The sequence below is a fragment of the Bradyrhizobium diazoefficiens genome (genome assembly GCF_016616885.1).
Lineage (GTDB): Bacteria > Pseudomonadota > Alphaproteobacteria > Rhizobiales > Xanthobacteraceae > Bradyrhizobium > Bradyrhizobium diazoefficiens_F.
The window spans coordinates 182,705-202,281 of the sequence record NZ_CP067102.1 but is presented as its reverse complement, the minus strand read 5'-3'; the positions used below and the strand labels follow the sequence as shown (position 1 = coordinate 202,281).

Sequence of the window (19,577 nt, the reverse complement as noted above, 5' to 3'; positions counted from 1 at the left end):
CCGTGGAGCACGAGAGCTCGGCGTTCTATCCAGTGGGCCTCCTCGACTGGGCAGGCCACCGCGGGGGTGGCGTGCGGCGGCTGTTCGACCCGAGCAGCGGGCGTCCAGGCAAAGCCGTATTCGAGACAAATCTTCTCACCCGGCTTCGAGATTGGGCACGACGCATTGCGGTAGCAGACAAGGCAGCGCCCCGTGTGGTGCTGCTAGTCGGCGGACCGGGCAACGGAAAGACCGAGGCTGTAGAGGCAACAATCGGGGAACTCGACGAGGCTCTCGATTGCGATGGGGCTCTCATTGAGGAGTTGGCCAAATCCTATCACCCGCCCGAGGGCAAAGCTGTTCCGCGGCTTGTCGCGGTGGACGCCGGCGCCGCAAGCCGGCCGGCGCGAAATCTTCGCATCGAGGTGGTGCAAGACGCATCGGTCGGAGGGCAAGGCAGTCGCAGCCCCGCGGTCTTGCTCGTGGAGGAATTGGAAGCGGCGCTGCGGTCGCCGACGGGGGCATACATCTGCTGTGTGAATCGCGGGGTGCTCGACGACGCGTTGATTCACTCGATCGACACCGGGCTCAGCAGTTCGCAGGATCTGCTTGAGGCGGTTGTGCGCGCGGTGAGCCTCGCACCTGACGCGCCATCGTGCTGGCCTCTGGAAGAATACCCGGTAATCGCAGCATGGCCCATGGACGCGGAGTCGTTGGTCGAGCCAACCGACAGGGGCGAAGATGCGCCCGCGGCGGCGATACTAGGCCGGGCTCTCGACCCGGCACGGTGGCGAGAAGGCGGGGATTGTCAGGCTGGCAACGCCTGTCCTTTCTGCGGCAGCCGAAAGGTACTGGCCGGACGGAGGGAGACGGAGTCTTTTCTCCGTATGCTGCGTTGGTTCGAACTTGGGACCAGTAAACGTTGGGCTTTTCGGGATCTCTTTTCCCTGACTTCCTACCTGTTGGCCGGTAACGGGACTGGACACCGCGGTGCTTCCGTTGAACCGTGTGAATGGGCCGCGAGCATGGTCGAAGGCGACAAGCAGGCCCAATTGCGAGGACGGCCGAAGAGGGACACATCGGCGGCGTTGTTTTGGCTGGTGTCCGCGCAATACCAGCAAGCACTTTTCCATCGCTGGGACCGCGGCCTTGCATCCTCCTTGCTCCAGGACATCCGCGAACTCGGATTGCAGGAAGACAACACGGCAATGGGATTGCACTACTTTTTGCAGTCACGGATAACAGGCTACGTCCCGGCGACTATTGCCGCATCGCTAGACGCCTTCGTGGAACTGCTGGATCCCGCAATGTCATCGCCGGATGCCGAAGTGACACTATGGGGCGGCTCGGTTCGACTGGCTGAGTTCGACTCCAGGTTCAGCAGGTCCGTTCGCGAAGGCTTGGATTATGCGGTGGGCTGCCGGGCGTTGTCGCACAACGAGCGGATGCTGCTTGAGCGGCTTGCTGGCCTTGATGAGCTCCTCGCTATTCCGCGACTGCGGCTCAAACGGCCAGCCGCGGCCAATCGCATCCAACGCGCCGTGAGGGACTTTGCTTGCAGGATAACGCGCCGCAGCGTGGGCGCAAGAAACGCTGCAGTGCCCGATGCGGCGACTTTGGACGCCTTCAAGCGCGTTGTCGCTGACGCAGATGGACAGGGCCACGACCTCCGGGAGATCGCGAATCAGGTCGAGGATCTCCTCAACGACGACCACGACTTCAATGTCTCGCTGACGACGACGTTTGGCCAGCCCCTGCCGCCGTCTCGCCGCCGAGCGACGCTGGTGGTGTCACGCCGGCGTGTCTTCCCGCGCGACGTGGCCCACATAGGACGTCCGCGGCCGTCGATCTGCTTCCTAGACGTGGAAGTTGGGTCAACACCGCAACCGATCGCCCTGACCTATGATCTCTTCAAGGCCGTGACCGACCTCGACAATGGGCTGTCCCCAGCTTCGCTCCCGCGCAGCGTACTTGCCCTTCTGGACACGACTAGGGCTCGGATAGCTGGTTCGATCGTCCGTGATCGTGATGTGCGCGAGCGGCCGACTATCATCCTGGGGGAAACAGTCACTGTCGAACGATACAGGGGCCGGTTCGAGGTCGGGAAGCGCGGTGGACGTCGATGAGCCTTGCGGAATTCAAGGCCTCGCCATGGGCGAAGTCTCATCCGCTGTACAAGGCAGCGGCGCTTTCAGTCACTCCGGCGCCGGAATATGCCAATTCTGAAGTCCTCGTTGCGGGCCTTTATCGAACGATAGGACTGAATGGACTCAGCGAGGGAATGGTCCCTATCAAGGGAAGGGACCTCGATCGCACCATCGGCATCCGGCGCGACAGGCGGACTAAACCTGACGGCGCATCGCTGGAAGGTGATGCACTCCATGCGCTCTTGCACGATGTACTCGAGAGCCCCAAGCTTCCCAACCAATCGACGAAGCGCTTCGTGCAGGTGACGCCGCTCGTGGGAGAGACGGCGTCATTCTCCGGGTCTGCGCGCCTAGCCGGCAATCCGTGGCCGGCTGGCGCTCTTGTCCGCAGGATGGTTTGGCTTGGCTCCATCAGTGACGAGGCTGCGAAAGCACGTTGGGAGAGCCTGTTCGATGCACTAATGGTGCACGACGATGACGACGTTTTTGCCCGCTTTCTCCGGGATGAGCTTTCCGCTTGGACCGGGATCACGTGGGGCCCGGGATGCGTGCTACCCGATGCGAATGACGTGGAGTCCCTCCCGCCAGACGAATTCGAAGGGTATGCATTTCCAGCGCGGCAGTTCGTTCGGGACCTTGACGCGGTCGTTGCCGCAAAGCCTCTGATGACGCGCCGCCAGTGGACAAGCCTCCTGGAAGCCCTGGTGCGGGTCGCGGCCGTGGCGCATGTGGCGTGGCTCTGCGAAGTGCAGAAGATGACTTGGGACCGCGTGCAGCTTTCGATGGACGGCCAGACGGTCCCAGATGATTCCCGGAGGCTGTTTTACCCTCGCGTGCTGAGCTACCTCAGTTACGGCACCGGTGCGGTTTCGGAGCTTAAGGACCGTACCTCGAAGTACCTACGCTCACGCCTCGGAATGAATGCCGTGCTCTGGAGCCTTGAGGAGGCAGGCGTAGCCTACGCGGGGAAACTTTCCTCTGCTGACGACCTAGGCGCCTTTTGCCGTCACGTCGGTGAAAATCGGCCGAAGCTGCTCGAGGTCATGAGCCTGGTTGACGATCTTGCCGATAGGGAGGCTCGGGCGCTTCTATGTCGCAAGGGCGTGGGAGCGAATCTCATGGAGTTCGGGCGGCACGTTCTCTACCAGCGTCAGGCCGCGAACCCAATCTTGCGCGGTTATGACCAAGGCTATGTCTTGCGCAAACGAGGAGCGGCAAAGTCGAGTCCATGGGTATGCGCTCCCGGTCCGGTGGCTGTGCTTGCCTTGGTACACTGTTCGCTGGCGGGCCTTGCTGGCCCTCGATCCGTGCATAGGCTTGCCCAGCATATGGCCGCCTACGGGATTGCCGTGGACCATCGCGACATTGCTCAAAACGACTTGGGCCACCAGTTACGCATGTTAGGCCTCGTGCTAGATAGTCCCGACGCGGAGAGCGGAATGCTTCTGGTTCCGCCATTTGCTGTAGTTCGACAGGACCACACGGGTGGGGCGCGATGAGCAAGCTCGCTGTCTGGCTTTCCGACGAGATTCGGTCACGCGTAGTTGAAACATTCGCCGGGGGCGTCAGCGGCGGCGAGTCGAGGCTGATCTTTCACGGACCTCCGCTGGAAATCCTTAGCGAAGTTTACGACCTTCTCACGGGCCAAACCAATAGCCTCGGGTTGCCGATCCTCCTTCAAGTCGCGAAGCACGAGCCCGGCGCCGCTAATCCACCGATCGGGGCCTCCGGGCGATGCGACGAAACTCATTTACTGGATTTGCGGAATTCGCCAACCGCTTCAAGTTACCTTGCCTTAGTCCCACCTCGGCAACACGCGATCCGGTCGGTATCATCGACGACTGACGAATTCGGCGTCTCCGGGACGAGCAACGGCGCCAACGTGCCATTCGACGAGTGGTGGGCGGACACCTTTGTTCAGCGCGCGGTTACCGCGTCCCTCACGGCGGCTGGCGCCTCAGCCGAACAGTGGGACAGCGCTGCCGAGCTTGTGCAACGCGCTATGCGAGCGGTCGACGACGTTGACCAGGACAAGGATAGTCGTCAAGCCGCGTGGCGGCTTATGTCCCGTATATTCGCAGTCAGCGACTCCCTCCTGACTCCTTCGCGTGGTATCAGCCTCGCCTGCGGCGTGCCGCCAATGTCTGACAACAAGCTTTCGTCAAGCGAGCAGCACGCTAGTCTCGATGGCGTTGCTGCGGCGCTGTCCGATGGCTTCAGGTCTGGGCTCGCAACTGCGATCGACGCAGCAACGGCAGACCAAAAGCCGTTACTTGAAGCCTTCCTCCAGCACATTCGGTCGACGTGTGACGTTGCCACGGCTCTAGAGCGAGCCCCGGAAGCATTCTACGCACCAGCTGTAGGCCTGAGCCTCGTTGATCCGCCGGTCTGGTGGCTGGGCCTGACGACCGAGCTATGGGCCGAACTACTAAGCGACGAACCAGAGATTACGGGTGACATCCGGCTGGAGTGCCTCAATCCTTTGTTGCCGGCCTCGAAGGGAGTCCCATTGCTGGTGGAGGCCGAGGTCCAATTCGCCATCCGAGCAGGAGTGGATGGCGAGGAACCTATTGCGGTGACAGTCGAGCGCTCGCCCGGTAAAAACGCGGGCGGATTTCCTGGCGCCATCGACGTTCAAGGCGAGGCCGAATTCACGGACGCTGCTCCCCCCCAGCACCGGTCGCCCATACAGTACAAGGCCAGCGCTGAGAACCACAGGCCGGGTTCTGTAAAGGTGATATCGCTGGCAACTTGGCTTCCTGGCATCTTTGTGGCGTGCCGGCTCGCTAGGAAAATCGCAGCGCCAAAAGCGCCCGCTAGGCGAACGCGAGGCGCGAACTGGGAGACCAGTGTCTCGCTTCCGGGGTCTGGTCGATACGAGCTGCTGGTATTTGTTTCGCCCGGCTTAACGCTTGGCGACCGTGCGAGCGGGACAGCGGGCGGCGATGACAATGGCGGCGACGGCTCCCAAGAGCTTTCGCTAAAGGAGATCCGGCCGGGCCTCCATCAGCTCGAGGTTGAGGCCGACGGCTCGTATCAGGTCGACATCGCGTTCGATCGCACCTTGCCAAACGGGAAGGTCGCTTCTGAGACGTGCCGCGTATTCCTTTCTTGCGAAGACGTTGTCGAGGATGGCTGCAGAAGCGAGTTCGAGCGGTTGATCAAGCTGAACCGCAGACATGTCGATCAGCTGGGTTCGAAGCCGGTTGTGCAGCTGAATCGGAGCGCACGGACGAGCAGCTTGCAGGGATGGATGCTCCAGGACGAGGATGTCTCTCTATCCCACCTGCCACTTGTTCTCGCTGAAGACTACGGCGAGCAGTGGGTGCAACCGAAGTGGGGGGAGGATACCGGACGTATTTTGTCTGCTGGCCGGTTTCTCCAGGATCCGCGCCCACCGGCAAGCCACTTTGATCCGCCCAGCGCCTTCGTCGACGCGCGGCGAGCGATTGCCGCCCTAATCCGAGGGCCAGACGATCAATCTGGCCTCGTTGAAGCTGCCCCGCTGGGAGAGTGGTTGGGCCGCCACGAATCCTTTCCGGAGCTCATTGAGCAATACCTCGATGCCTACGCAGCGTGGCTGAAGGCGAGCCCCGAGGTGGCGACGTGGTCCGATGTCGTCGCGATAGCGTCGCTTGAGCCGGGCGGTCGCACATTGTCTCGCGTGCCTGACGCTATCCTTCTTTCGCCCCTGCATCCCTTGCGCTTGGCTTGGCATGCCGTGGCCCAAGGCGTGCTGGAGGCATCGGCCTCAAGTGGTCGGCCTTGCCCGGCCGTAGGCGTGCTCGATCCTGGCATGGTGCCGGATATCCTGCGAATGCCGGTTGTCTCTCCCGAGGGAATTGAGCACGTGCCGTTCGTGGCCGTCGAGTCAAACTCTGACTACTGGTCGGTGCTCTGGAACGGGATGCGCTTGCGCACTTTGCCCGAGAGATCCAAGCACGCGCCTTTCGGGCCGGCGCTTGGCCTTTCGGTTGGTGGAATTTCCACGGGCTTTAGTGCGAGCCAGGTCGAGCGCGCGCTGGACGACGTCTCGAACGTGCTCTGCGCCAAGCCAGTCATAAGCGTCGTTGTTACTAGCGCAGGCGGCGCGACCGATTCCTGCAACGAAGGCCTCGTTGCTTGGTCAGGCGCCCGCTACGCTGAAGGAGGCAAGCTGGCCCGGCGCCACGCATCTGGTCCCCGGCGCCTTGACGTATTCGACACCAGAACGGAGGCGGCGAGGCCGGACGAAGCAACGATCGCCAACCTCTCGGAGGACACCCGGAATCATGTCAGGTGGTTCTCCGGCCACCAGGGAGGGACGGGCCTGGACCTGGGCATTATCGCACAGCTCGACTCATCCGAGCCGGAAGTTTCGGAAACGCCGTCACTGTCTGCCCTGGGGGCAGGGGGGCTCATCCGTCATAGGGTGCGCCGCCAGCTTCCAGGTTTTTTCTTGAGCGAATCGCGGCAGGCGCGACCCGCAGGCACTTCGGGCGATCCACTAGCAGACAAGGTCGCCGCCTGCATTGGGGCCCTGGAGAACACGGGCGACCAGTTGGCGGGTCTTCGCTTCGCCCCAAACGTCCACGCAATCGGCGATATGCTCGAGGAGAAAAAGACCGATTTCGTAGCCGTTTCGTCGTCTGCTGTGGACCCGGCGTGCTTTCTTGGAGGCTGGCTCCCGCAATCGTACCTTTGGGACTACGACCTCCCCTCCTATTCGCACCGCGCCGGGGACACCAACGGCTATTACTTGCTCTCACGAGTAAAGGCCTCGGACCGCGACGGCCTCAGGAAGGTGCTATCTCGTCTGCCCAGTTGTGAAGCCTTGGACGATGCACGCGTGGAAGACATCCTCCTTGAAGTTGCACGCCGCGGAATCCCGACGATTCGCGGACTCGCCGGCGACGATACGGGAGCGACAGGCGATCTTGGTCTTTTCGTTGCCGCCCGTCTGCTGCAGGATCGGTTCCGACTAGGATCAAGCGCCAATAGCCTGTTGCCCGTGATCGGTGGGAGTAGCGACCAACCAACTATCTCCTTGGTGATCCCGGTCGATCCATTCCGGGGATATCTTGATGACCTATCGCGAGCGTTGAGCAAGGATCGGCCCGACGCGACTTTGGCGCGACCGGACCTACTGGTTGTTGGTATCACCTTGGGCTCCGAGAACACTCGCATCCACTTGACTCCAATCGAGGTGAAGTGCCGACTTGGCTCTGTGTTCCCGACAGCCGATGTCAAGGATGCCCTCGGGCAGGCAAGGTCATTGGCGGATCTGCTCTGCACACTGGCGAAGGAAGAGGAGGCCCTGTCGGCTTGGCGTCTCGTCTACCAGCATCTTCTGCTCTCGATCATCGGCTTCGGAATGAGGGTATACAGTGCACATCAGGATCTGGCCGGCGCCTCGGCGGACTGGGCTGGATTCCACGAGAGGATCGCCCGCGCAGTCCTCGGCGCGAACCAGAACGTTACTGTCGACGGCCGCGGTCGCCTCATAGTCGTCGATGACAACCCAATAAGCGATGCGACGGATCGCGATGGCGACGGTTTTGAGGAAACCATGGTCATTGGGGCCCGCGACGCCGGACGGATTGTCGCGGGAGACGCGCAGGCCTTTTACGATAGTGTCCGGGCAAAGGTTGCAGATTGGTCGATGGGAGCAAAGAGCGCGGGCCATGCGGACGAGGCTGCCGACACGGCCATAGGCGGTCCATCGGAACTTGTCGCCGAACCGATCATCCTTGCCGATCCCAACCCCGCCGAGGTGGGCGCTGACGCTGCTTCGCCCGACGCGACGCCTGAGCTTATCGCTGAGGAGATGCCTCCCCATCCGCAAGCCGATGTCGTCGGGAGTGGCGTGGAGCTCGCGCTCGGCATGACGGTCGACGGGTTCGAGCACCGTGACGTTTCGCTACTGCTATCCGATACGAGGCTCAATCAGCTCAACATGGGCGTGGTCGGAGATCTCGGCACAGGAAAAACCCAACTCTTAAAATCCCTGGTCTTCCAGATCACTTCTTCTGGACCGAGTAACAGGGGGATAAAGCCCCGCATTCTGATTTTCGACTACAAGCGCGACTACAGCAGCGACGACTTCGTCAAGGCCACTGGGGCGAGGGTGGTGAAGCCTTATCATCTTCCACTCAATCTTTTCGATACGACTGGGATGGAAGAGTCGATGGTGCCTTGGCTCGACCGTTTCCGGTTCTTTGCCGACGTGCTCGACAAGATCTATTCAGGGATCGGGCCGGTCCAGCGGGATAAGCTGAAGCGCGCCGTGAGAAACGCCTACGAAAATCATGCTGCGCGAGCCCCGACTATTTATGACGTCCATGCCGCATATGCTGACCTGTTGGATGGCAAATCGGATTCCCCGATGTCGATCATCGACGACTTGGTGGACATGGAGATCTTTGAGCCCGATCCGGCAAAGACGAAGCCATTCGCCGACTTCCTTGATGGCGCGGTGGTAATTTCGCTTGATGCACTAGGCCAGGACGACCGAAGCAAAAACATGCTCGTCGCCGTAATGCTGAACATGTTTTACGAGAGCATGCTCCGGACGCCGAAGCGACCGTTCGTTGGAACGAGCCCCCAACTTCGCGCCATCGACTCTTATTTGCTGGTCGACGAAGCTGATAACATCATGCGCTATGAGTTTGACGTCCTTCGCAAGTTGCTCCTGCAGGGGCGAGAATTCGGCTGTGGTGTAATTCTCGCCTCACAATACCTCCGGCATTTCAAAGTAAACGCAACCGATTACAGGGAACCGCTGTTGACTTGGTTCGTGCACAAGGTTCCCAACGTGACGGCTGCAGAACTAAGTGCGTTGGGTCTGGCGAGCTCCGCAGGCGAAATTGCAGAGCGGATCAAAGTCTTGCCCAACCATCATTGTCTCTACAAGTCTTTCGACGTCGCGGGTCAGGCGATCAAGGGCCTGCCTTTCTACGAACTGATGGCGAACAGGGCCAAGGGCTAGGATATGGCCGACTTCCTCTCGCCCGCGGAGCGCTCCGCTAGAATGGCGCGAATCCGATCTAACGACACCGCGCCGGAGGTCACTCTCCGAAGGGCGCTCCACCGTTTGGGCCTTCGCTACGTGCTTCACAAGAAGGGCCTTCCCGGCAAACCCGACTTGGTTTTTCCAAAGCATCGCACAGTCGTATTTGTTCACGGTTGCTTCTGGCATCGACACGAGGGCTGCAAGGTTGCCTCTACGCCGAAGAGCAACACGCAGTTCTGGACGGATAAGTTTGACCGAAACGTCGCGCGAGATGCACAGGTCCAAGATGCGTTGCTAGCCCAAGGATGGCACGTTTTCGTGGTATGGGAGTGCGACCTTCAGTCGAAGACGCGGGCCAACTTAAGAGCGGAAACGTTAGCAGCCGATATCAGGCGTGAGCCGGACATAGAAAAAGTTAGGTCGAAAGATTTTCGGTTTCGACAGGCTCATAGGCGGGCTTCCGTCCAGAAGCAAAAAGGCCGCCGCCATGCGCGGCGCATTCCGACTTCGGCCTCGGCCAATATTAAGTAGGACTGCTCAAGGCGATGCCCGCGGCGGAGAAGGAGGCTGGATGTACGTCAACTTTCTCGTTTCGAAGTTGAAGGCTCAGGTGGGTTGTACTCAAAGTGCTGCCGATGACCTCGCTGGTGACCATGTCGGTGAGGCCGTCGCTGCACAGGAGCAGGGTCAGTCCGCGATCATCACGATCCGCGTTTCGGCGCGGCGCTGGGCCGACGGTTCGATGTCGCGCTGGAACTCCATGAGGATCTCGCACGCTCGTTGGTAGTGCTTGCGCGAGGAGCGGCGCAAACCGTCGAGGTCTTTCGAAAAGCTGGGACGTAACGTGATGCGAGGCATGGGGCAGCTCACAGGATGGAAAGAGGAGTAACGATTGGCAATTGTTCGTCGGTTTTGGCGTCAAAGTCCGATTTGACGGATAGGTCGAATGCCAGAGCCTTTGCGGCGGCAGCCGGCAGCGGTATTCGCTCCGCAGCCTTTTCCGTGAAGGGCTCGTCGGTTCGGTAGTCGGCGCCCATTAATACCTGGAACCAGCGCTCCCGATCCATGACGACGCGAAATTGCTTTTCGTCCTGTGTACCTCCCACATACGGAAGGAACACCTCAATCGGTTTGCCGACGGTCTCGGCTATGGCGCCGATCCGATCGACACGGCCGGTCCGTTGCTCAAGGGTGCTGGGGTTCCAGCTCAAATCATGATGGATCACATGGCGGCAGCTTAGGTGGAGATCGACACCTTCGGCGAGAACGCTTGAGGCGACGAGGACTTCCGGAAAGAACGGGGTGTTGAACGCGAGCATTAGTCGTTGCCGTGTTTCCTGCTTCACGAGGCCGTTCGCGAGCCGAATGTTGGGCATCACATTGACACCCTTCATCTGGCTCAAATCATCGTCGTTCTCGCGCTGTGTCTCCCCGCGAATCCCGGGCTGCATTCGGCTTAAAGCGACGAGATAATCATGGCGCTCAAGCGGCGAGCACCGCCGAGCAATGAACTTCAAAAAGGTATCAATCTTCTCCCCGAGGGTGATGCCTGACAAGTCGCGGGTATCGAATGCCTCCTGCAACGTGGATTCGCCTGAGCGCTCGCGAATGTCGAAATAGCGGGCGACGAACAGCGGCGTCCGGACGAAGCGGCGGACGACGTCGTGTATCCGCTCCTGCTCGTCGTTGCTCAATTCGACGTAAGGCGCAAGGCGGCGGGCCAGCTCGTCGTTTAAAGGCTGACGCATACCCCCGTCCCTGTCGAAGCGCGCCCCAAAATCGGTCACGGCTTTTCGAACGCTTTCATGCTCCAGCTCAAACCTCTGTGCGGCGTCGCTCCAAAGCTGTCGCTCTAGTGCGGCGGAAAGGTGCCTTACGATCGCTCGGCCGGTCTCGCGGTAGTGGCAGAAGACCACCACCTTCTCGCGGTGCCGCCAAAGATCGAGAACCCGCGCGACTAACGGAGCGATCTTCGGATGCTGCGCATAGGCGGCCTCGTCGGGAAGCGCAGCCGCCAGCTTCGCGACGTAGCGATTCACGAGCTGATCGGATGAAGCGGCCTTTGCCTCCGCTTCTTCATCTTCGCAGGACGATCCGTTGCGGCGCGTCTCAAGGAAGGCTTCGTAACTCGACGCCAAACCTTCCGCAAACGTGGCTCGTCCGGCTTGGATCCCTTCACGCATCACCACGGCCTGGGCGCGTGCGGCAAGCAGGAAGGGGAGCAAAGCGCCATCTCCGACCGGCAGGCCACCATCGCCGTCGGCTGTTAGAGAAATAGCCCGGCCGATCCGGCGCGAACGCCGCGGTACGTTAGCGCCCGGAAGCAGCGGATCGCGCAAATGCCGGATAACCCACGTGCGCAGCGGCACCTCGGCTTCATTCATGGCTTCCCGCGCTTGCTGGAAGGATCGCATGACCATCTGAATGCGTTCAGGTCGGTCTTCGGTACTGGCGGCGGTGCGTTCCCACCAATCTTCGACGGACAGTTCTCGGCCTCTTATGTCGACGAGATCCTTCCGATGAAGCGAAGACCAACGCTTGTCGAGTTCGGCCGCGCGGTGCTGCGCACGGTCCAGTGTCTTGCCGAGCGATGCCAGTTCCGCCTCAAACTGCTCCTTGGTGCATCGGGACAACGTTTTCCAGGCGATGCCTCGAAAACGACCAATCACGTTCAGCAATTCATGGTGGCCGAGTTGAAACGGTGTGGCCGTCAAGAACATCATCCGCTCGAACGAACCATCCAACGCGCCTGTAATCGTGCCGGCGTCCTCCCGCGCGTCATCGGTAACGAACAGCGACGCCAGACGGGTCGCCGGGTTTTTCAGATGATGAGCTTCGTCGAGAATCAGAAGCGGTGAACGAAACCGGGCTTTCGCGAGAGTCGATGGCCACATCGTTCGCAGCGCATCGTTGACCGCACGGCGCGCGCGCTCCAGGCGGTCCTCGATCGAAACGGATTCCCGGGCCGGCAACTCCCGCAAGCAGTTACGCAAGGCGGCGATGTCGATATCGCTCGAGTCGAGCACTCTTTGGATAGCGTCGGGAATCGGCGTGTGGGTGAGCTGAAGTTCGGTGCGGTCCCGGTAGTGGTCGTTGATGACATGGCGCCATTCCCGGTTCGAAACGCGCAGCAGCTTGGCGAAGAGATTCGGATCATTGTAGGAGGACTTGGTGCGCAGCAAGGCTGCGGCAAAGCGAGGCAGCGCGTCTCGTCTTTCGCCCAGGTGCATGCCGCCGATTGCCCGCTTGATCAGTGCGAGTCGCACCCACTGGTCGATATTCTGCACATGGAAGGCGCCGTGCTTGAGAAAGATGATCTGAGGTCGGCTCGTCGCGCCGTTATCGATGAGTCGAAAAAAGTCCAACGCGGACGCAACAGGGACGGCGCGAAGCCCCTTCTCGCCCGAGCGTTTAATCGCGCGCTCCGCGAACACGGCAAAATCGCGGGGCCATTTTTCGTGGAGCGATGAAGGCACCATAATGACGACGGGCCGCCTTCCGCGATCAGCGAGAGCGGCGAGCATGGCGACGCCGAGAGCGACAAATGTCTTTCCCATGCCCACTTCATCGGCCAGCACGATGCCCGGCTGATTGCCGAGCCGGCGCAGAATTTCGGCGATCGTTCGCTGCTGCCGAAGCGCATCGGAATTGCTGACGCGATCGTTTCTGAGATCAAGTCGGTCGCCGAGATCGCCGATATCGATGGGCCAGGTCACGATAGCAGTTCCTCAAACACGGCTGTGACGTATGAGGCCAGACTGGGCGGCGCGGGCGCTTGACGGGCGAGGTCCTGCAATGAGCGCGTGATTTCGATAACCTCCGGATCGATGGCATCGCGACGGAGTGTCCCCAAAGAATTCCATGCGATGCTGCGTAGTGTGGCGGCGACCTCGGCGATCATGAACGCGGCCCCGTCCGGGTCTTCGGCCGAGAGCCTCTTTGCCAAGGCAACAGGCCCGATTGGTCCCCGCAAGCGCCAGCGGAGGGCGTCGAGTGAGCTTACGGGCTGCTGTAGGCGCTCACGCATGCCTTCCAGCGCCTGGGCAACGCGCCGCATGCGGCGCAGCAAGAATTGACTGGTGTCCACCTTTTTGTGCGGGTCGACCTCAAGAGTTGCTCCGGATGGCTTCTGGCTTTCTCGGCGCTGAAGAATACGAAGGACAACTTCATGAAGTGGCCGGGCGGAAGTGAGAATGTCGATCAGTTCCGAAAGCGAAAGGCTTCCGAGTTCGTCGGGGGGCGGCAAGACCGACATATCGGCAACATTGACGACCCATGGCGCGCTCCATTCGTTTTTTGCATCGTCTTGCCAGCGGACGTCGAGCGAGCTGGGAGGTCGTTTGGTGTCCCACGGAAGAACGACGCTATGGGGGCTTCCGCTGCGAACCCAGCCCTGACTGTCCAGGAATGCACCGTGCTCCTTGGAGAGAACGGAAAAGACGGGCGGCGCGTCAGCCGCGATCTCGAGTTCGAGGCGTGCGCCCCGCTCGTCCAGGCAGAAGAGGGCCAGACCGAACGCGGCCGGCAAGGGAGGCGCGTCCGCGTCATCAGCCGAGTCGGGCGATCCGCCGAGAAAGTGGACGCCCTCGATGTCGTCGAGTTCATGCTCCTGCGGCCATGACTGCGCACAGAGTTTTCCGAAGCGCGACCCTCGATCCCGGATGATGTAGGCAAGGTTCAATTCGATATTGTGCCGAGGGTGGAGGCCAAGGCCTGCGGCCGTGAAGTTGCTCGATCCAAGCATGTAGAGCGCGCGGTCGTCCTTCTCCAGCCAGACGGATTTCGCGTGAAGAGGCCGGTCCTCCTGTTTGCCTTCGATTTCGATGCTCTGTTCAACGATCGCAAACGCATGCCGTAGGGATGGATGCGACGACTCCTTGAGCGCGGCCGGTGCATCAATCTGCACGGTGCCGTCCGGCAAGGTCCGTCCGGGTCCGACAAAACTCAAAGAGCGTTTGCCGCGCGTGGTGAGAATGCCCGCAAAAGCCGCGGCGGTAGCTCCAACGCGAGCGTCCTCGTCGAAAAACGGGCTCAAGACCCATGCCCGATCCGGCCGTGGTCCAACCCATCGGGCGTTGAGTTGTTGAACCACCGTGTCGCCGCCGGGAACGAGGGGAATCAGCGCGCATTCGGCATCGTCACGGTCGGCGGGTGGCAAAGAGCGAGCCCGTCGCTCAACTGACGCGAGGAAGCTGGCCAAAGCGGCCTGCGGCCCAACATCGGCACGGTCGAACCCAGGAGCGAACCTTCGCACGCGATGGAGGAACGCGACACACTCGCTCAGCAATTCGGGTGGCGAATTTCCCTGCTCACCGAAATCGAGAGCGGCCATGACCTCCTGATTGCGGCGGTAAGCGGGCTCAGTCAGGTTGGCGGACCCGATCAGAATCCGGATGAAGTTCTCCCACACAAGTAACGTCAGCTTGGCATGCAGCACGCCGCCGCCCGGTACTCTGACCGGCAACATGTGCCAGCGCAAGCTGCGGTTGGCTGCGGCATGTGCGCTATCGACGAGAACGCAGGCAAAGCATTGTGCAAGTTTTTCCTCCCGTTCGATGAGATAGGCTTTCGCGGTTTCATTGGGATTGCTCTGAATCGACAAGAAGCGCGCGAGGCACTGTTCCTCGAAAAGTTCGGAATCGAACGTAAAGCTTGTCGTGACGCAGCCGACCGGTCGGCCAAAAGCTTCCTCGCCGGTCCACAGATCGAGCAGGCGCGCACGCGTTTGATCGGAGGTCGACGAACGACGGCCGCTCATCGGAGGACTCCGAGGTCAGATAGAAATCCGGAAAAGGTCGGAACACGATATTCGTGAACATAGCCGCCCTTACCGGAGGGCGGTTCATGCACGGTATAGCCGGCACGCAAGGCTACCCGTCCGCGCGTGCCGCGCTCGAACCAGGTGCGTTTCCCATGCGGGGGTTTCTCGCGCTGAACCTGCTCATGATGATGGAGGATTGCCTCAAAGAGGTCGGCGGCGGTTCGAACGCCATCGAACCGTTCGACCGCTTGTGCGATGCCCTTCTGGTCACGCTCCCATTCCAGCAGCGTTGGGTGGGAGCGAACACGCGCGAGGCTCGGCGCCAGCAGCGCGAGAGCGGATTTGGCGGGCTTCGTCACGGCAAAGCTCTGAGCGTCCACCGGCGCGCCGCCATTGCTAGATGCACAATAGCGCAAACCATCGAACGCATCGGTGATCGCACGCCCGAACGTTTCATAAGCGTCGATCGCGGTGAGCAATTGTCGAAGCTCGGCCGGAGCCTTTCGGCTCAGCCTGCGGAGAAAAGGCGCCTCATGGTCGCGCCCGATCACGCCGCCTCGCGCAATCAGCGCGTCCTTCATGTGCGCGATCATCTCGGCTTGGCCGGCGCGGGACAGAATGCGTTGGGCCAGGATCGTTTTTTCTCGGCGGCCGGGCGCTATCGGATCGAGTCGGCTGGCGAGCTCGCGCCAAAAGTCTCCAGACTGGTACGTGGTGTGTCCCTTCTCCATCCCTTGAGCGACCGCGCGCCGAAGCCGCTCGCGAAACGCAGGCCCGGCGCCGCCAGACCGATCAAGGAATCCGTCGAGCCCTTGATCCTTTGCCCACGCGGAAACCAATTCGTACCCCCCGTCGTCGAGCGTTCCATCGTCGGTAATGATCCCGATGCCGCGGGCGAGACGGCGAAACACGCCGGTGAAGCCAAACGCATTGGGAGTCTTGAGATAGGCGGTCGCACATACGGGGCGTTGGTTGCGTAGGGCTCGCCGAACCTTCTGAATGCCGGGTACGCCGGACGTCGCCGAGGGTGACTCCTCCGCGCGCACAAACGCCTCGACGACAAACCATTCCCACACAAGCCAGGGAGGCGTTAGGCCGTCCGCAGCAATCGCGTCGGCGTCCCAATCGTCGCAGATGCGTGCGCCGATCGCGATTGCCGTTACAAAGCGCGGATGGCCCATCCGTACGGTCACGGCCGGCAGCAAACGGTCGGCGAGGCGTTCGTAGCCGGGGAACAGTCCGAGAGGGTCGGAACTACCTTCGGCTTCCTCGGAGGGATCAAACTCGGAACTGAAAGGTGCTCTCAACATATTTTCCAACTTAAAAGCAATGACTCAGGGCCGGTGCAGCGCGACGGACTCGGCGTGGGCAAACAGATTCAGGCGGCGAAGGTCGTCGATCTTCGTCCACGCGCCTTCAAGTAGGCGGCCGCCATGAATAACGACGGCGAGACATTGCGCGCGGCTGACGGCCACGTTGAAGCGGTTGGGATTGAATAGAAATTCGGTGCCGCGCGGCGCCTCGACGCCTTTCGATGTGGTCATCGAGACGATTACAATGGCGGCCTCCTGCCCCTGAAACTTGTCGACCGTGCCGACCTGGGCACCCGGTGGCAATAGCTGCTTCATCAGGTTCACTTGCAGATTATAGGGGGCGACAATCAGAATATCCTCAAGCCTAAGCGGCGATGCCCTGCCATCCCGAACGACTTCCTGGGTCAGCAAGTCTTGAACAAGCTGCGCAATCGCTTCGGCTTCGGCACGGCTCGACTGCGTGCAACCGTCATGCGCAATTGGAACGAAAGAAAGTCCCGCCGGCCGAAGCGCGCTGTGCGCTCCATCGTGCAGCCGCAGATACCTCGCTGCCGTCGATGGGTGCGCGTCGAGGCGCCCGTCATAGATCGCCTCGGAGATGAACTTGCAAAGATCCGGATGCAGGCGGCGGCTCTCGTTCAAAAGGATGCCGCGATCCTCCGGCACGGTTGCCCGGTCCGCCAGAAGGTACTCAAGGCTTGAGAGGCCTGTTTCGCCCGGATGCACGCCCTGTACGGGCTGGGGAAGCTGCATCTGATCGCCGACCAGCACGACGTTGGCTGCGGCGGCTCCCATCGCCACAATATTGCCGAGCGATACCTGTCCTGCCTCATCGACAAACAAATAGTCATACGTTGCACGCTGATCGTCGCGGCAGAAATGAAACACCGTCCCGCCGACAAGGCGGTGCTGCCGCGTCACGTCCTCCGAATTGATGACCGTGACGATATTGGGGCTGTCGTATTCCGTCTCGGGTTTGCCGTCATTGCCCTTCTTGGCGCCGCTGAAACGGAAGTGTGCCTCGGCGGCGCGCGCGTCAACCTCCGCAAGCAGCTTATTGATCGCCTTATGTGAATTCGACGAAACGCCGACGCGCTTGCCAGCCCGGAGCAACGCGACGATCGTCTGCGCGGCCGTATAGGTCTTGCCCGTTCCGGGCGGCCCTTGGATGAAGAGATAGCTATGGTCGAGGTCGGTAACGGCACGGATCACGGCCTCGGTCATAGGCTCGTCCGCGGCGCGGATCGGCAATCCGGCCGTCCGGCCCCTTAGACGCGGCGCGCGGCGCATCAGCATATCGAGTAACGCCTGATCGATCTGGTTTGCCCCGCTGGAGAAGCGACCGGCAAACGCCTGCACGGCATCCGGGACGCCCTGCAGATTGATCGGCGCGGGAACGAGGCTGAAACGCTCCGGCATGGCCGGAGCTTTGGCGCCACGGCGAAGCACGACGCGGCCATCCTCCGCGGAAATGTCAACGATGGTGCCGGCGTTGCCGAGAGTTTCGGCAACACGTGGCGTGTCGCCAACCTTGAGCTTGGTGTCCTGCGGCGGAAAGACGAACGCCGTGTCGAATGACCGCTTGACCGGCACCGGCGCCGCCGAGGTGTCACGTTGAAGCCCGCCGAGGCTTTCAGCGTCGTCGACGAGTTCGTCCTCGGACCAGGCCTGCCGTTCGAACAGCGCCCACCAGCCGGGCTTCTGCGACCGCTGGTGGAACCACAACAGCTCGGCAATAAGGTCGCGCACGCCCGCATCGCCGTGCGGAGAGGCCCGAACGGCGGCTGCGAGAGCTTGCTTGCGGGCTTCAAGCTGGGCGCGCTCCGCCGACTGCTCGCGCTTCTCGCCGGCCGTATCGTCGACAATCTCAAGATTGACGCCGGCCGGGCGCAGCTTCTCAAGCCAGGCATGCAGCTGCGCCGTCGAAACGCAATCGTCCTTGTTGTAGGCGGCAATTGAATCGAGGATGGCGTTGTCCTTCGTGAGGCACCAGCGCTCATATTGGACTATGCTATCGGACGCAGTGCGGACCTCGCCGCTGCGCTCGCGCCAATAAAGGGCCTCCAGGTCTTTGATCGAGTAGCTCTCGGTCGATGCGCGTAACGCCTGCACCACGACCCGATAGAGATCGACGAAACGGCGTTCGCGCAGGAGCTGATCAAGCTCTGCCTCCATCGTTGCGTAACGCATGGCGAGCCGCTTGAGGGCGGTCGTCTCGTAGGCGGCGTAGTGATAGATGTGCGAGTTGGGATGGTGCCGCATTTGTTCGAGCAAGAGGCGCATCAGATTTTCAAACGCCAGCTTCTCCTCGGCGGGATTATGCGCCCAGATCGGCCGGAAAGTCGGCTCGCGTTCGCCGTTCAAACGGCCGTAGACGCCGAAGAGATATTCAAGCCCTTCGCCTGCGAGAGGATCGCCCTCCATGTCAAAATAGAGATCGCCGTCGTCGGGAGCCGGGAGCATCGCGAAGCCGCGCCCCCGGGCGTAGGGCAAGAGTTCGAAATTGTGTTGGCCGCTCGTCCGGGCAGCGCCTTGAAGTCGGGCCTGCGCCGACAATTTCGTCAGCGTTTCCGCGCTCATGCCATCAACTTTGGCGCTCGTGGGCAACGCCGCCAATTGCGCGAGCGTGGTAACGCCGGCCGCCCCGAGCTTGGCGACCTGAGCCCCGCTGACGCCTGCCACGAAGAACGGGCTGTCGGCCTCGCGCCACTCGGACTCGCAGCGCGCCTTGTAGTCACATTGCGCGCAGGCAGCGCACGGTTGCGGTTTAGTGGCGCGTTTCTCGTCGGCGGCGAAGCGTTCGAAGCTGCGCATCAGCCGCCGGAGAATAAATCGCGTGCGCCGCAGATCGAAAGGCTCCGGTTCGCCGGCCGCGACGTGGATCACGCCACCTTGCACGGGGATGCCGAAAAGCTCTTCCAGCAATTCGGCATAGATTCCGAGTTGCAGCACGTATTCGCCTTTGGCCGACCGCGAAAGCTTCGCGTCCTCGGGCTCGAAGGTGGTCGCGCCGGGGTCACCGTTGCGCACCAGAAAATCGGGATAGCCGAGCCACGCATCCTTGGTCAGTGCGGCCTGATAGATCAGTTTCGCGCCGCGCGCGATGGCTTCCCGCGTCAGGCGGGTCCGGTCGGCGAGACTGCCGCGCGAAGGGATGCGCTCGGCGGGACCAAAAAGCCCTTCAAGCCGCGCCAGCACGGCGGCCTCATGTTCGAATCCTTTGTCGCGAATGAGTTGCAGGGTCGCATCTGCGTCCTCGGCTGGCTTGATGCCGGCAAGCCAGAGGGCGGCCTGATGCGGACAGCCGAGATAATCATTGAGGCGTGAGGCGGAAAGCGGATGCATAATGCCAAACAATAGGAATGGGGTACGACAAAATTGGACGT

General features: G+C 61.4%; 9 protein-coding genes. 4 read left to right on the top strand and 5 right to left on the bottom strand.

Going from position 1 to position 19,577, the window contains the following annotated elements; translation table 11 throughout:
- Positions 1–2: 2 nt before the first annotated feature.
- The 4 genes from JJC00_RS00830 to JJC00_RS00815 are packed head-to-tail and all read left to right on the top strand — an operon-like array spanning position 3 to position 9,648.
- Complete coding sequence (locus JJC00_RS00830) at positions 3–2,105, top strand: hypothetical protein (RefSeq protein WP_200470907.1); 2,103 nt, start codon at positions 3–5, stop codon at positions 2,103–2,105.
- Positions 2,102–3,625, top strand: coding sequence for a hypothetical protein (locus JJC00_RS00825; protein WP_200470906.1), 1,524 nt, complete (start codon positions 2,102–2,104; stop codon positions 3,623–3,625). Before JJC00_RS00830 ends, JJC00_RS00825 begins: the two co-directional genes overlap by 4 nt.
- Positions 3,622–9,093, top strand: coding sequence for an ATP-binding protein (locus tag JJC00_RS00820; RefSeq protein ID WP_200470905.1), 5,472 nt, complete (start codon positions 3,622–3,624; stop codon positions 9,091–9,093). The genes JJC00_RS00825 and JJC00_RS00820 overlap by 4 nt, the downstream gene beginning before the upstream one ends.
- Before the next feature lie 3 nt (positions 9,094–9,096).
- Complete coding sequence (locus JJC00_RS00815) at positions 9,097–9,648, top strand: very short patch repair endonuclease (protein WP_200470904.1); 552 nt, start codon at positions 9,097–9,099, stop codon at positions 9,646–9,648.
- Positions 9,649–9,804: 156 nt separating this feature from the next.
- Here the strand turns inward: JJC00_RS00815 and JJC00_RS00810 are convergent, their stop codons facing one another.
- The 5 genes from JJC00_RS00810 to JJC00_RS00790 are packed head-to-tail and all read right to left on the bottom strand — an operon-like array spanning position 9,805 to position 19,536.
- Positions 9,805–9,975: a hypothetical protein gene (locus tag JJC00_RS00810; RefSeq protein ID WP_200470903.1), complete on the bottom strand. Its 171-nt coding sequence runs from the start codon at positions 9,973–9,975 to the stop codon at positions 9,805–9,807.
- An 8-nt stretch (positions 9,976–9,983) separates the two neighbouring features.
- Positions 9,984–12,833 carry a DEAD/DEAH box helicase gene (locus JJC00_RS00805; RefSeq protein ID WP_200470902.1) on the bottom strand — a complete coding sequence of 950 codons (2,850 nt, stop codon included), beginning with the start codon at positions 12,831–12,833 and terminating at the stop codon, positions 9,984–9,986.
- Positions 12,830–14,875, bottom strand: coding sequence for a hypothetical protein (locus JJC00_RS00800; RefSeq protein WP_200470901.1), 2,046 nt, complete (start codon positions 14,873–14,875; stop codon positions 12,830–12,832). The genes JJC00_RS00805 and JJC00_RS00800 overlap by 4 nt, the downstream gene beginning before the upstream one ends.
- Positions 14,872–16,185, bottom strand: a complete 1,314-nt coding sequence (locus JJC00_RS00795; protein WP_200470900.1) for a hypothetical protein — start codon at positions 16,183–16,185, stop codon at positions 14,872–14,874. Before JJC00_RS00795 ends, JJC00_RS00800 begins: the two co-directional genes overlap by 4 nt.
- A 27-nt stretch (positions 16,186–16,212) precedes the next feature.
- The gene (locus JJC00_RS00790; RefSeq protein ID WP_200470899.1) at positions 16,213–19,536 is read right to left on the bottom strand and encodes a TM0106 family RecB-like putative nuclease; all 3,324 of its coding nucleotides are present in this window, start codon (positions 19,534–19,536) and stop codon (positions 16,213–16,215) included.
- Positions 19,537–19,577: the final 41 nt, after the last annotated feature.

What these genes read in the sequence shown, in the direction of transcription:
- JJC00_RS00825 (WP_200470906.1), top strand. Translation starts at nt 2,102, where the DNA reads ATGAGCCTTGCGGAATTCAAGGCCTCGCCATGGGCGAAGTCTCATCCG.
- JJC00_RS00820 (WP_200470905.1), top strand. Translation starts at nt 3,622, where the DNA reads ATGAGCAAGCTCGCTGTCTGGCTTTCCGACGAGATTCGGTCACGCGTA.
- JJC00_RS00815 (WP_200470904.1), top strand. Translation starts at nt 9,097, where the DNA reads ATGGCCGACTTCCTCTCGCCCGCGGAGCGCTCCGCTAGAATGGCGCGA.
- JJC00_RS00810 (WP_200470903.1), bottom strand. Translation starts at nt 9,975, where the DNA reads ATGCCTCGCATCACGTTACGTCCCAGCTTTTCGAAAGACCTCGACGGT.
- JJC00_RS00800 (WP_200470901.1), bottom strand. Translation starts at nt 14,875, where the DNA reads ATGAGCGGCCGTCGTTCGTCGACCTCCGATCAAACGCGTGCGCGCCTG.
- JJC00_RS00790 (WP_200470899.1), bottom strand. Translation starts at nt 19,536, where the DNA reads ATGCATCCGCTTTCCGCCTCACGCCTCAATGATTATCTCGGCTGTCCG.